11 protein-coding genes are annotated in these 13858 nt (G+C 64.7%); 2 read left to right on the top strand and 9 right to left on the bottom strand.

The window, feature by feature from the left end; translation table 11 throughout:
• Positions 1-221 precede the first annotated feature (221 nt).
• Positions 222-968, top strand: coding sequence for an SDR family oxidoreductase (locus F3J45_RS16840; RefSeq protein ID WP_167064887.1), 747 nt, complete (start codon positions 222-224; stop codon positions 966-968).
• A 10-nt stretch (positions 969-978) separates the two neighbouring features.
• Here F3J45_RS16840 and F3J45_RS16835 read toward each other — a convergent pair whose 3' ends face one another.
• The 6 genes from F3J45_RS16835 to F3J45_RS16810 form a co-directional block, all read right to left on the bottom strand.
• The gene (locus tag F3J45_RS16835; protein WP_167064884.1) at positions 979-3042 is read right to left on the bottom strand and encodes a PAS domain-containing sensor histidine kinase; all 2064 of its coding nucleotides are present in this window, start codon (positions 3040-3042) and stop codon (positions 979-981) included.
• Positions 3043-3129: 87 nt separating this feature from the next.
• Positions 3130-5196 carry a PAS domain-containing sensor histidine kinase gene (locus F3J45_RS16830; protein WP_167064881.1) on the bottom strand — a complete coding sequence of 689 codons (2067 nt, stop codon included), beginning with the start codon at positions 5194-5196 and terminating at the stop codon, positions 3130-3132.
• A 74-nt stretch (positions 5197-5270) separates the two neighbouring features.
• Entirely contained in the window at positions 5271-7334 is a 2064-nt protein-coding gene (locus F3J45_RS16825; protein ID WP_205300558.1) for a PAS domain-containing sensor histidine kinase, read from the bottom strand.
• Positions 7335-7391: 57 nt separating this feature from the next.
• Positions 7392-8801: a GntR family transcriptional regulator MpaR gene (gene mapR / locus F3J45_RS16820; protein ID WP_167064878.1), complete on the bottom strand. Its 1410-nt coding sequence runs from the start codon at positions 8799-8801 to the stop codon at positions 7392-7394.
• A gap of 39 nt (positions 8802-8840) precedes the next feature.
• Positions 8841-10211, bottom strand: coding sequence for a cytochrome c oxidase accessory protein CcoG (ccoG, locus tag F3J45_RS16815; protein ID WP_167064875.1), 1371 nt, complete (start codon positions 10209-10211; stop codon positions 8841-8843).
• 122 nt (positions 10212-10333) lie between these two features.
• A complete protein-coding gene (locus tag F3J45_RS16810; RefSeq protein WP_167064872.1) occupies positions 10334-10573 on the bottom strand; it encodes a DUF3203 family protein in 240 nt (79 codons plus the stop codon).
• Between the two features lie 219 nt (positions 10574-10792).
• Between F3J45_RS16810 and F3J45_RS16805 the strand changes: the two genes are divergently transcribed.
• Positions 10793-11311, top strand: a complete 519-nt coding sequence (locus tag F3J45_RS16805; RefSeq protein WP_167064869.1) for an MgtC/SapB family protein — start codon at positions 10793-10795, stop codon at positions 11309-11311.
• A 318-nt stretch (positions 11312-11629) separates the two neighbouring features.
• Here the strand turns inward: F3J45_RS16805 and F3J45_RS16800 are convergent, their stop codons facing one another.
• From F3J45_RS16800 to F3J45_RS16790, 3 genes are read right to left on the bottom strand one after another with little or no spacing between them, the layout of a single operon-like run.
• Positions 11630-11815, bottom strand: coding sequence for a hypothetical protein (locus F3J45_RS16800; RefSeq protein WP_167064866.1), 186 nt, complete (start codon positions 11813-11815; stop codon positions 11630-11632).
• Positions 11816-11843: 28 nt separating this feature from the next.
• Entirely contained in the window at positions 11844-12743 is a 900-nt protein-coding gene (locus tag F3J45_RS16795) for a hydroxymethylglutaryl-CoA lyase (RefSeq protein WP_167064864.1), read from the bottom strand.
• Between the two features lie 13 nt (positions 12744-12756).
• Entirely contained in the window at positions 12757-13155 is a 399-nt protein-coding gene (locus F3J45_RS16790; RefSeq protein ID WP_167064861.1) for a MerR family DNA-binding transcriptional regulator, read from the bottom strand.
• Between the last annotated feature and the right edge of the window lie 703 nt (positions 13156-13858).

Raw genomic sequence — 13858 nt, 5'->3', positions numbered from 1 at the left:
ACCTCCCGCCACAATTCCCGGTAGAAGCGAGCGCAGCTCGCGATGGGGCGCGCAGCGGCCCCAGGGTTTCAGCCTCGCGGCTCATAGTGCTGGGGCTGCTTTGCAGCCCATCGCGAGCTACGCTCGCTCCTACAGGGAACTGTGCGGCGCCAGAACACCTTGCCCCACCCCATGGCAATCGCCTATCGTCGCTGCTCCCTCCCCAAACGATTGGCCGTTTCATGCACAAAGTCATCGTCATCACCGGCGCCAGCCGTGGCATCGGCGCCGCCACCGCATTGCAGGCCGCCCGCGAAGGCTACCGCATCTGCATCAACTACCACGCCGACGACCAGGCCGCCGCGCACATCCTTGAGCAGGTTCGCGCCCTGGGCGCCGAAGCGATCGCCGTGCGTGCCGATGCCAGCGTCGAAGACGAAGTCGTGCAGCTGTTTCACCGCGTCGACCAGGAACTCGGCCCGGTCACTGCGCTGGTCAATAACGCGGGGACCATCGGCCAGCAGAGCCGTGTCGAGGACATGTCCGAGTTCCGCCTGCTCAAGGTGATGAAGACCAACGTCGTCGGCCCGATGCTGTGCGCCAAGCACGCCTTGCGGCGCATGGCCCGCCGCCATGGCGGTCAGGGTGGGGCCATCGTTAACGTGTCGTCGGTTGCTGCGCGCCTGGGTTCACCCAACGAATACGTCGACTACGCCGCCTCAAAAGGCGCGCTCGACACCTTCACCCTTGGCCTGGCCAAGGAAGTGGCGGGCGAGGGCGTGCGGGTCAACGGCGTGCGGCCCGGCTACATCCATACCGGTTTCCACGCCCTCTCCGGCGACCCCGAGCGGGTGGCCAAGCTTGAGCCAGGCCTGCCCATGGGCCGCGGCGGGCGGGCAGAAGAGGTGGCCGAGGCGATCCTGTGGCTGCTGTCGGACAAGGCCTCCTACTCCACCGGCAGTTTCCTCGACCTCGGCGGCGGGCGCTGAGCGCGGGCGCTCAGGGCTGTTCGTCTTCCAGCAACTGGCGCACGCACTCGGCCAAGGCCTCAAGTTCGAAAGGCTTGGTCAGCACCCGGGTGCCCTGCAGCAACTGGCCGTCGCTCAGCGCCGCGCTGGCATCGTAGCCGGTGACGAACAGCACCTTCAGCGCTGGGTAGCGTAGCCGGCAGCGCTCGGCCAACTGGCGGCCGTTTAGGCCACCGGGCAAGCCGATGTCGCTTAGCAACAGGTCGGGGCGCGCATGCTGCTCAAGGTAAGCCAGTGCATCGGGCCCGTTGGCGAAGGCCACCACCTGGTAGCCCAGTTCCTCCAGCACCTCGCCCACCACCAGGCGCAAGCCGGCCTGGTCCTCCACCAGCAGGATGCGTTGCCCGGCCCGGGCGCTGCGTTCCAGTGCCGGGTAGCTGGCGGGAGCGGCCGGGGCAGCGGGCTGCTGGTGATGGCGCGGCAGGTACAGCTCTACCCGAGTGCCTTGGCCGGGGGCTGACAGCAGCCGCACGTGCCCGCCCGACTGGCGCACGAACCCGTAGGTCATCGACAGCCCCAGGCCCGTACCCTGGCCCATCGGCTTGGTCGAGAAGAACGGGTCGAAGGCGCGCGTCATCACCTCTTCGCTCATGCCGCAGCCGTTGTCCTTGACCACCAGGCACACATAGTCGCCGGCCGGCAGTTGCAGCGTTCGCGCCTGTTCGCTGCCCAGTACCGCGTTGTAGCCCTGGATATCGATCACGCCCCCCTCAGGCTGGGCATCACGGGCATTGATGCACAGGTTGAGCAGCGCGCTTTCCAGTTGCGGCGGGTCGATGAAGGTGGGCCACAGCGGCGTGGGGAAGTGGCTGTGCAGGGTGATCGACTGGCCGATGGTGCTGCGCAGCAACTCCTCCATGCCCTGCACTAGCTCGGCCACCTGGGTGGGCTGGGGTTGCAGGGTTTGCTGGCGAGAGAATGAAAGCAACCGGTGCACCAGCGACGAGGCACGCTGCGCCGAGCTGCTGGACAGGTCGAGCAGCGATTCGAGGCCCTCGTAGCGCTGTTGCAGCAGGCGCTGGCGCATCAGCTGCTGGGCGTTGAGGATGCTGCCGAGCAGGTTGTTGAAATCATGGGCGATGCCGCCACTGAGCAGGCCCACCGCTTCCATTTTCTGCGCCTGGCGCAACGCCTGCTCGGCGGTGGCCAGGCGCTCTTGCTCGCGCACCCGCTCGCTGATGTCGTAGGCGAACAGGTAGGCGCCCAGCGGTGTGCCGTCGTGGTCGAGCAGGGTATTGAAGCGCAGTTCGTAGTGGCGATTGCCAAAGGCGCCGATCTCGGTGAAGTGCTCGCCAGCCAGGGCTCGCCGCCACAGGGGCAGGACCTGTTGGCAGTCCTTGGGGAAATCGTCGAGCAGCAAGGGCAGGCTGTCGCCTACTTCCGGTGTTCTGCCGTACAGGGCGTGGAAGTCGTCCTTGGCCTGGCGGTTGATCGCCAGCCAGCGCATCTGCGGGTCGAGTGCATGCACGTTGACCACGCTGTGCTCGACCATTTCGGCGAACAAGCGCCGTTCGGCCAGGGCGGTGCTCACGCGCTGCTCAAGTTCGGTATTGAGTTGCTGCAGTGCTCGCTCGGCGTTGCGCCGCTCGGTCACGTCCTTGAACAGCACCGCCACCTGGCGGCGCTGCGCCGGCTCGATGCGGAAGGTGGTGATCTCCAGGATATGGCCGGTGGCGACCAGTTCCTGCTCGAACTGCAACGGCTCGCCGGTGCGCAGCACACTGCCGTAGCGCGCCACCCAGTCATCCGCCTCATCGGGCACCATCTCGCGCAGCTTCTGGCCGACCACATCGGGAATCCCGGCGTGCTTGGCGTAGGCCGCATTGGCCAGCACGTGCACGTAGTCGCTGAGCGGGCCGTGGGGGCCATCGAAGAATTCGATGATGCAAAACCCTTCGTCCATGGTATCGAACAGAAAACGGTACACATCGTTACCCAGCGCGTGCTGGTGGGCCAGCGTCGTCTCGAGTTCGCCCACGCGCTGTTGCAGCGCGGCGATCTGTTGGTGCAGACGAGGCAGTTCGCGGTGAGGCATTGGGCTATCCGGCTTGAGGCAGTGAGCAACTTTAGCGTGAGCGTCCCGGCCACGGCCAGCGCGATAGCCTGGCCTGGGCCGCGTTCATCAGGGTTGCAGCATCTGCGCCACCCGGTCGGTCAGTGCCGACAGTTCGAATGGCTTGGTCAGTAGGGTGGCATTGCCCAGCGGTTGGCCGCCGCTCAAGGCGGCGCGCTCGTCGTAGCCGGTGACGAACAACACCTTCAGCCCTGGAAACAGGGCCTGGCTGCGCTCGGCAACCTGCACGCCGGTAAGCCCATCGGGCAGGCCGATATCGCTGATCAGCAGGTCTGGGGGCGCGTTTTTGGCGAGAAAGGCAAGTGCCGCCGGGCCAGACTCGAATGCCTCCACCCGGTGCCCCTGGTCTTCGAGGGCTTCGCACATCACCAGGCGCAACGAGGCCTGGTCCTCGACCAGCACGATGTGGCGCGTGCCTGTGTGGGTGCTGACCGGCTTGGTCGCAGGCTTGGGTGGCGCAGGCGGCATGGCGGGCGCCAGGTGGCGCGGCAGGAACAGCTCGACGTGGGTGCCCTCGCCGGGGCTGGAGGTGATGCGCAGCTGGCCACCGGACTGGCAGACAAAACCGTAGACCATCGACAGCCCAAGGCCGGTGCCTTGGCCGATGGGCTTGGTGGTGAAGAAGGGGTCCAGCGCACGGGCCAGCACCTCGGGGGGCATGCCCTGGCCATCGTCCTTGACGCCCAGGCGGATGTAATCACCCGGCGGCAGGCACAGGGCCTGGGCCTGTTCGGTGTCCAGGTTGACGTTGTTGCCATGCACCGTGAGCGTGCCGCCGTCGGGCATCGCATCGCGCGCATTGATGCACAGGTTGAGTATGGCGCTTTCCAATTGCGGCGGGTCGATGAAGGTGGGCCACAACCATTCGGTAAATTCGGTGTGCAAGGCAATCGCCGGGCCGATGCTGCCACGCACCAGCGCTTCCATGCTGCGCAGCAGCGAGCAGACCTCGGTGGGGTAGGGTTGCAACGCTTGCTGGCGTGAGTAGGCCAGCAGGCGCTGTACCACTGAAGAGGCGCGCAGGGCCGAGCCGTTTGCCACTTCCAGCAACTGTGGGAGTTGCTCGAGCCGGCCCTGTTGCAAGCGTTGCTGCATGAGCTCCTGGGCGCCGAGTATGCCCCCGAGCAGGTTGTTGAAGTCGTGGGCAACGCCGCCGCTGAGCTGCCCCACGGCTTCCATTTTCTGCGATTGGCGCAGGGCTTGCTCGGCAATGTGCAGGCGTTCCTCGGCGGCCACCCGGTCGCTGATGTCGTAGGCGAACAGGTAGGCACCGGCCATGCTGCCATCGCTGGCGCGGAAACTGTTGAAGCGCAGTTCGTAATGACGCTTGCCGGCGCCTTCACCGAACACGTCGCTGATGATGAATTGCTCGCCAGCCAGGGCGCGTTCCCACAACGGCATGATCAAGTCGCGGTCGCGGGGGTTGGACACCATCAGCGCGGGCATGTAGTCGCCAATGGCGGGGGTGATGCCGTACAGGTGGCAGAAGTCCAGCTTGGCCTGGCGGTTGATCGCCAGCCAATGGAAGCCGCTGTCGATCATGTGCACGTTGGCAGCGCTGTGATCGACCAGTTCGGCAAACCAGCGGCGCTCGGTCATGGCCTGGCTGACCCGCTGTTCCAGGGCCAGGTTGGTGCGCTGCAGTTCGCGCTCGTTGTCGCGCCGGGCGGTGACATCCTTGAACAGCACGGCCACCTGGCGCCGCTGTGCAGGCTCTATGCGAAAGCTGGTCACCGACAGCACGTGGCCGGTGGCGACCAGCTCCTGCTCGAATTGCAGCGGCTGGCCGGTGCGCAGCACTTCGGCATAGCGGCTGACCCAGGCATCGGCCTCCTCGGGCACCACCTCGCGCACCTTCTGCCCTATCAAGCGGGCAATGCCGGTGTGTTTGCTGCAGGCCGCGTTGACCAGCACATGCACATAGTCGCTGAGTGGGCCTTGCGGGCCGTCGAGAAATTCGATGATGCAGCAGCCTTGGTCCATGGTGTCGAACAGAAACTGGTAAACACTGGGGTCGTGCTCCTGGTTGCACGCCAGGCGCAGTTTCAATTGCGCATTGATGTGCTGCAGGTCATCGATCTGCTGCTGCAAGGCAACCAGCTCGCAAGAAGGCATGTTGACGTCCAACGGTTAGGCGAATGATCCAGGCGCAACCGGCGCTGGGCTTGTGATGTACCGAAGGTCGGGGGCTAGGGCAGGTTCTTCTCCAGTAGCAGTTCGATGCGCTGTTTCAGTGTAGCCAGCTCGAAAGGCTTGAACAGGATGTCGTCCAGGCTCGACGAAGCGGCCCGGGCCATGGCTGAGGCAGGGCTGTAGCCGCTGATGAACAGCGTTGGCAAACCGCTGAACAGCCGCCGGAACTCGGCCGCCACCTGGTGGCCATCGAGGCGCCCAGGCAGGCCGATGTCGGTGATCAGCAGGTCGGGCTGCAGCCCCGTGTGCAGCGCCGCGAGCGCCTGGTGGCCATCGGCGAAGTCGTGTACTTCATGGCCGCAATCTTCCAGCACGTCGCAGATGATCTGGCGCAGTACGTCCTGGTCTTCCACCAGCACCGTGCGCAGGTTCGCCATGGGCCTTGGCTTGGCACTGGCTTGGGCTGGGCATGGCAGCTGCGCAGGCGCGTCAGCGCTGTGCCTGGGCAGGTACAGGTCGACCTCGGTGCCTTTGCCGCAGGTACTGTTGATGTGCAACTGCCCGCCTGACTGGCGCATGAACCCGTACACCATCGAAAGCCCCAGGCCAGAGCCCTGGCCCAGTGCCTTGGTGGAAAAGAACGGGTCCACGGCGCGCTGGGCGATTTCGCGGGTCATGCCGACACCGTTGTCGCGCACCTGGATATGCAGGTAGTCGCCCGGCTCCATGTCCAGGCTGCGCGCAAGCTCTGGGTTGATGGTGAGGTTGCTGCTGGCGATGCGCAGCAGGCCGCCCGAGGGCATGGCGTCACGGGCATTGAGGCTGAGGTTGAGCAAGGCGCTTTCCAGCTGCGGCGGGTCGACCAGGATCAGCCACTGGCCCGGCAGGGTTTCGTTGACGAACTCGATGCTGCTGTCGATCGAGCTGTTGATCAGGTCGCGCATGCCGGACACCAGCGGGTGCACATCGACGGCCTGGGGCTTCAGGGTTTGCTGGCGCGAGAAGGCCAGCAGCCGCTGCACCAGCGAGGCTGCGCGCTGGGCGCTGTGGCGGGCGACACCGATCAGGCGCGCGGTTTCCTCGTGGCGCTGCTGGTCCTGGCGTTGTTCGGCCATCTCCAGTGCCGCCATGATGCTGCCCAGCAGGTTGTTGAAGTCGTGGGCGATACCGCCGGTCAACTGGCCGACCGCTTCCATCTTTTGCGACTGGCGCAGGGCTTGCTCGGTTTCGCGCAGGCGCTCCTGTTCCCTGACCCGTTCGGTGATGTCGTAGGCGAACAGGTAACCGCCCTGGATGCACTGCTGGGCGTCGCGCAACGGGTTGTAGAGGATTTCGTAGTGGCGCACTTCGTTGTCTGGGCCGAAGGCCAGGGTTTCGGTGAAGGCCTCGCCGGCCAGCAAGCGTGGCCACACCGGTTCCAGCCGGCTCATGAGGTCGGGATAGCGGGCCAGGAATTGCGGAATGAAGTCGCCCACCTGGGGCGCGAACCCACGCAGGCGCTTGAAGGTTTCCTGGGCCGTGCGGTTGATGGCCAGCAGGCGCAGGCTACGGTCGGCGGCGAATACATTGGCCAGGCTATGGTCGACCAGCTCACCCAGCAGCTTGCTGTTGGCCTGGGCTTGGTCAACCCGTTGGCTCAGTTCCTCGTTGCGCTCCAGCAGGCGGTCGCGTTCGGGTTGCCCTTGCCGCAGGGCAGTGAAGTGGATGGCAATGCGGTTGAGCTGCGCCGGCTCCAACCGATGTACCGACAGGTTGAGCTGGCGGTTGGTCGCCTGCAGGCATTTCTCGAAGCTGACCGAGCGCCCCGTGCGCGCCACCTCGGCGAAATACGCCAGCCAGCCGTCCACTTCGTCGGGAATCACCTCGCGTGCCGTCTGGCCCATTTTCTTCGGGTGGGCGGTGTGGTGCAGGCAGGCGCCGTTGGTCAACAGATAGCGGTAATCGTGAAATTGACCCTGGGCATTCTTGATCAGTTCGACCACGCAGAAGCCTTCCTCCATGCGCGCCGACAGCAGCTCGAAGCAGGTGGCCTTCAAGCGCTGTTCCTCTAGCTGCTCCTGGAGTTCGGCTATCCGTTGGCGCAGGCTGAGCTCATGGGCGGATGGGGCATCTGATGGCATGAGGATGGCTCGGGTCTAACTCGAAATAACTATAGAAAGCCACCCGGGGAACTGCCATCAGAAGGAGCGAACAATTTTGCCGAGGATTTCCATGGCGTTATCGGCGCCGGCATGCCAGGGCGTGCCGTAGTTCAGGCGTAGGCAGTTGCCGAAGCGACGGGTGGGCGAGAAGATCGGCCCGGGGGCGATGCTGATGCCTTGGGCCAGGGCCATGTGGAACAGTTTCAGGGTATCCATCTGCTCGGGCAGCTCCAGCCACAGGAAATAGCCACCACTGGGCTGGCTGACCCGGGTCTGTGCGGGAAAATGCCGGGCGATGGCGGCGAGCATGTTGGCCTGCTGGCCTTCCAGGGCATAGCGCAGCTTGCGCAGGTGGCGGTCATAGCCACCGTGTTGCAGGTAGTCGGCGATGGCCGCCTGGGCGGGCATCGAGGCGCACAGCGAAGTCATCAGCTTGAGCCGTTCTATTTTCTGCGCGAAGCGCCCGGCGGCCACCCAGCCGATGCGGTAGCCGGGGGCCAGGCTTTTGGCGAAGGAGCCGCAGTGCATCACCAGGCCCTGGGTATCGAAGGCCTTGGCCGGCTTGGGCGCTTGCTGTGCGTAGTACAGCTCGGCGTAGACATCGTCTTCGATCAGCGGCACCTGGTGGCGGCGCAGCAACTCGACCAGTGCCTGCTTTTTCGCCTCGGGCATACTTGCGCCCACTGGGTTCTGGAAGTTGGTCATGCACCACACAGCCTTGACCGGGTGCTTGTCCAGGGTTTGCGCGAGTACCGCCAGGTCCATGCCTTCACGTGGGTGTACCGGGATTTCCACCGCCTTGAGCTTGAGCCGTTCCAGCACCTGCAGGCAGGCATAGAAGGCCGGCGCCTCGATGGCCACCAGGTCGCCGGGTTCGGTCACGGCCTGCAGGCACAGGTTCAGGGCTTCCAGCGCACCATTGGTGATCAGCAGCTCCTCCATCGGCAGCATCAGCCCGCCCACCATGTAGCGCAGGGCAATTTGCCGGCGCAGCTGGGGGTTGCCCGGCGACAGGTCGGTGACCACCATGCGCGGGTCCATGGCCCGGCTGGCGCTGGCCAGCGAGCGCGAAAGGCGCTGCAGGGGGAACAGTTCGGGGCTGGGGAAGGCCGAGCCGAACGGCACGGTGTTCGGGTCCTTCATCGAGTCGAGGATGGAAAACACCAGGGCACTGACATCCACCTCGGTCGATTCGCTCAGGGGCGCCAGCGTCTGCGGCTCGCTGAACGGGCGTGGCGCGTGGGCATTGACGAAGTAGCCCGAGCGCGGCCGGGCGCGGATCAGGCCGCGGCGCTCCAGCAGGTAATACGCCTGGAACACCGTGGACGGGCTTACCCCGTGGGTTTGGCTGGCATAGCGCACCGAAGGCACGCGCTGGCCAGGGCCGAGCACCCCGGAGCGAATCAGTTCGGCAATGTCGTCGGCAAAGCGTTCGTAGCGTTTCATGGGGGCTCGGCAGGCAAGGTGATCGGGCAGTGTAAGGGATCAGCGCTGGGTCGGCGCCACGAAGCGGCTGCGCGCCACGCTGTGGATCGCCGGCTGGTCGCGGTCCTGAATCTCGAAGGCCAGTTCGCGCGAAGCGTTGCTGGCACGTTCGGCGAGCATCGCCACCGATACCGGCCACTCGGCCATTTCGCCGGCGGCGATTACCCGCTCGGTATCGCCCTGCAGGGCGAAGCCCTCGGCATCGAGCAGGCGCAGGCGGTAGCGCTGGGTGGCATTGGTCTTGTTGATGACCTTGAGCAGGTAGATGTTCTCGATCTGGCCCTGGGCGTTTTCGCGGAACAGGCCCCGGTCCTTGAGCACGTCCAGCGACACCATGGGGCGCAGTTGCAGGGCCAGCGCCAGTGCCACGCCCATTACCAGCAGCGCGATGGCATAGCCGACCAGGCGCGGGCGCAGCCAGTGCTGGGCGCCACCCTGCAGGCTGTGCTCGGACTTGTAGCCGATCAGGCCGCGGGCATAGCCCATCTTGTCCATCACGTTGTCGCAGGCGTCGATGCAGGCGGCGCAGCCGATGCAGGCCATTTGCAGGCCATCGCGGATGTCGATGCCGGTCGGGCACACCTGCACGCACAGGCTGCAGTCCACGCAGTCGCCCAGGCCCTGGGCGCGCGGGTCGCTGCCTTTGCGGCGGGCACCGCGCGCCTCGCCACGGCGAGGGTCGTAGGCCACGGCCAGGGTGTGCTGGTCGAACATCACGCTCTGGAAGCGCGCATAGGGGCACATGTGCAGGCATACCGCCTCGCGCAACAGGCCTGCATTGATATAGGTCGCAGCAGTGAAGAACAGCACCCAGAACAGCGCCACGCCACCGAGTTGCAGGCTGAGCAGTTCCTGCGCCAGGGGCCGGATGGGGGTGAAGTAACCGACGAAGGTCAACCCGGTGGCCAGGCCGATCAGCAGCCACAGGCCATGCTTGAGCGTGCGCCGGGCCAGCTTGTTCAGGTTCCAGGGGCCGCTGGCGAGCTTGATGCGCTGGTTGCGGTCACCTTCGGTGACCTTTTCGCACCACATGAACAGCCAGGTCCAGGTGCTTTGCGGGCAGCTGTAGCCGCACCACACCCTGCCTGCGTAGACGGTAATGGCGAACAGGCCAAAGGCGCAGATGATCAGCAGCGCCGACAGCAGGATGAAGTCCTGCGGCCAGAAGGTGGCGGCGAAGATGTGGAACTTGCTGTTGGCCAGGTCCCATAGCACGGCCTGGCGGCCATTCCAGTCGAGCCAGGCGGTGCCGAAGAACAGTGCGAACAAGGCGCCGGCGAAGGTGATGCGCAGCGAACGGTACAGGCCGGTGAAGCTGCGGGTGTGAATGCCGGGGGTGGCAATCTGAAGGGCATGGATTCTGTCGGTCATGGTGTCGGTGCTCTGCTGGCCTCGATCAGGCAGCTGCACTATGGCCTGCGTGCTGTTTTCAGCACAGGCTCAGGTTTGCTGATAAAAACCGTATCAGATTACCGCCGACAGCCCTGCAGGCCTCAGATCACCGAGCCCGGCGTGCTGGCCTTCAGGTGCCTGCGGCTATCCACCGCACCGATCACGGTCAGGGCATCGGCCTCTGCTTCGGTGATCGGGAAGCGCTCGCCGGCCAGAATGGCCACGGACATGCGCAGGTGTTCGTCGGTGACGATCTCGACTTCCCGGCCATTGCCCTCGATGCGCAAGGTATCGCCGATAAGGGTGCAGTGGCCGGTGGATTCTTCGACTTCGATGGGCATGGTGGTGTCCTCCGTGGGGTTAATGGTTGTGACCACGGGGGCGAGAAGGTTGCTGCATCGGGGGCACTCTGCGGGGTGTGCAGGGGTCAATGGTTTAGGTGGCTGTGCTGGCCTCTTCGCGGGGCAAGCCCGCTCCTGCAGGGGCATGAACTGCAGGAGCGGGCTTGCCCCGCGAAGAGGCCGGCACAGGCTAAAACACGCCTCCAAGGAAACCACGCGATGGACGTCATCTGGCAAGCCATCCAGGCCGAGTTCGCCGACATCACCGACACCCGCGAGGTCGTGCAGATTCTCGTGCGCCTGGTGATGGCCGCCGTGCTTGGGGCGGTGCTCGGCTTCGAGCGCGAGCACAAGGGTAAATCCGCCGGTGTGCGCACGCATATGCTGGTGTCGCTGGGCGCCGCGCTGTTCGTGTTGGCCCCAAGCATGGCCGGCGCCGATGAGCAGGCGCTGAGCCGGGTGATCCAAGGGATCGTCGCCGGTATCGGTTTTCTCGGTGCAGGCACCATCCTCAAGGGCAATGGCCAGGACACCAGCCATGTCAAAGGCCTGACCACGGCGGCGGGGTTATGGATGACCGCGGCCATCGGCACGGCGGCAGGCATGGGGCGTGAGGCCACTGCGCTGATCAGCACGGTGCTGGCGTTGTTGGTGTTGGGTACGATGCCGCTGCTGGTGGACAGGGTAGAGGGGCAGAGCGAGGAGAAGCGCAAGGAGGAGGAGGGCAGGAAGCACTGAGGGGAGCCGAAGCTCCCCCCAAAGCGTTGTTGCCTGCTCTTTTTTTATTATTGAGGCCGGCCTTTTGTTGTTTTTGTAGGCTTGCCTTGATGTCACGTGCGACCCCCATTCGGGGTCAAGAGCAAACGTATTTTTTTGAGCGCTGACCTGCTTTCACCCTGTGGGTCCGAACCTGACTGCCGCTACCTTGAGGTAGTTTTATTGTTCTGTGCCAGATCGCGGGGCGAACCCCTGAAAAGCTTGTCGACTCCAAAAAAATCTGCTTGCTACGCCTCTGCCGTGTTGTTCTTGTTATGTCAGAGCCGTTACATGTTGTTTTTATTGGGTGTCACGTTTTTCTTGTTGTTGTACCAAAGATATAGCAGGTGCCGTGCCAACTTTTGAAAATCCTTTAAAATCAAGTGCTTGAGCGAAATCGACAAAACCCATGGGCCTGAAATTCTGTCGATTTGTTTCCCTGTTACCCGATTTTTTCTCGGGATGTGTGGGGGCGGTAACACTCACCCACACTCATGTGACACCCGAATGAAATTCAGTGTGCGCTGCGCGCACGTGCCACCCGCGAGCCATTGGCCCGCCCCAGCACGCTGCTGATGCGTTGCCCGGCGGCGATTAGCCGATCAAGGTCGATACCGGTCTCGATACCCAGCCCCTGCAGCAGGTACAGCACGTCCTCGGTGGCAATGTTGCCGGTAGCGCCCTTGGCGTAGGGGCAGCCGCCCAGCCCTGCCACCGAGCTGTCGAACACGCTGATGCCTTCAAGCAGGCTGGCATACACATTGGCCAGGGCCTGGCCATAGGTGTCGTGGAAGTGCCCGGCCAGCTGCTGGCGCGGCACCACGGCCGCTACCACCTCGAACAGCCGGCGGGTGTTGCCGGTGGTGCCGGTGCCGATGGTGTCGCCCAGCGACACCTCATAGCAGCCCATTTCATGCAGGGCCTTGGCCACCGGTGCTACCTGCTCGGCGCGCACCTCGCCCTCGTAGGGGCAGCCCAGCACGCAGGACACATAGCCGCGCACACGCACGCCGTGGCTACGGGCGGCCTGCAGAATGGGCTCGAAGCGCTGCAGGCTTTCGCTGATCGAGCAGTTGATGTTGCGCTGGGAGAACGCCTCGGAGGCCGCCGCGAACACCGCCACTTCCTTCACCCCGGCGGCCACGGCGTCTTCGAAGCCGCGCAGGTTGGGGGCCAGCGCGGCATAGGTAACACCTTCGCGCTGACGGATGCCGGCGAACACCTCGGCCGAGCCTGCCATTTGCGGTACCCATTTGGGCGAAACGAAGCTGCCGACTTCGATGTAGCCAAGCCCGGCGTCGGTCAGGTCGTCGACCAGGCGCACTTTGTCGGCAACGCTGATGGGCTGGGCTTCGTTCTGCAGGCCGTCGCGGGGGCCGACTTCGACCAGGCGAACGTGGGTGGGCATGGGCATGGTGGGGATCCTGTCAGCGGTTGTCTTTGTTGTTCAGGGTGGCGGCCAGGGCCTGTTCGCAGCGTTCCTGGGCGGTGTCCAGTTCCAGTTGCATCTGGTGAATGTCGAGCATTTGCTGTTCCAGCTGGGCGCGGCGCTCGGCGATTTTCGCCAGCATGCTGTTGAGCTGCTTGAGGTTGCCGCTGGTGGGGTCGTACAGCTCGATCAGTTCGCGGCACTCGGCCAGGGAGAAACCGATGCGCTTGCCCCGCAGGATAAGCTTGAGGCTAACCTTGTCGCGGGCCGAATAGATGCGCTCCAGGCCACGGCGCTCTGGGCTCAGCAGGCCTTGTTCCTCGTAGAAGCGGATGGCGCGGGTGGTGATGTCCAGCTCGCGGGAGAGGTCGGAGATGCTGTAGGTCTGGCTGCTCATGCGTGGGCTCGGGGTGGTGGATGGGGGTATCCTGAAGCCAGGTTGACGTATACGTCAAGCAGGCATATGACCAAGGCCCTGCGAGAGATCACCCAACCCGGTGGGCTGGGCTGTCATGCACCCGCAGTTCAATCCCCGGTAGGAGCGAGAGCAGCTCGCGATGGGCTGCAACGCAGCCCCAGCACGATGATGCCGTGAAGCTGAAACCCTGGGGCCGCTGCGCGCCCCATCGCGAACTACGCTCGCTCCTACCGAGGCGGCGGCCGCCTGGAGATGGGGGCCTGATCAGCAGGCCATGGCTGCGCTTCCGCGCAGGGACCATTGCCGGCACCCGCACCGCAGTTCAATCCCCTGTAGGAGCGAGCGCAGCTCGCGATGGGCTGCAAAGCAGCCCCAGCACGATGAGTCGTGAAGCTGAAACCCTGGGGCCACTGCGCGCCCCATCGCGAGCTACGCTCGCTCCTACCGAGGCGGCGGCGGCCTGGAGATGGGGGCCTGATCATCAGGCCATGGCTGCGCTTCCGCGCAGGGACCATTGCCGGCACCCGCACCGCAAATCCCCTGTAGGAGCGAGCGTGAACTGGCCTAATGATTTTGGACACCTTCATCGGGCGCTATGATGGCGCCCAATTGGAGGCAAAATCAGTGCGTAAATCTTACTCAAGAGAATACAAAGTCCAAGCCGCTGAAATGGTGCTGGACG

The sequence above is a fragment of the Pantoea sp. Ap-967 genome (assembly GCF_011752565.1).
Lineage (GTDB): Bacteria > Pseudomonadota > Gammaproteobacteria > Pseudomonadales > Pseudomonadaceae > Aquipseudomonas.
Note: the sequence above shows the minus strand (reverse complement) of the source record. Positions and strands in the feature narration are given on the sequence as shown.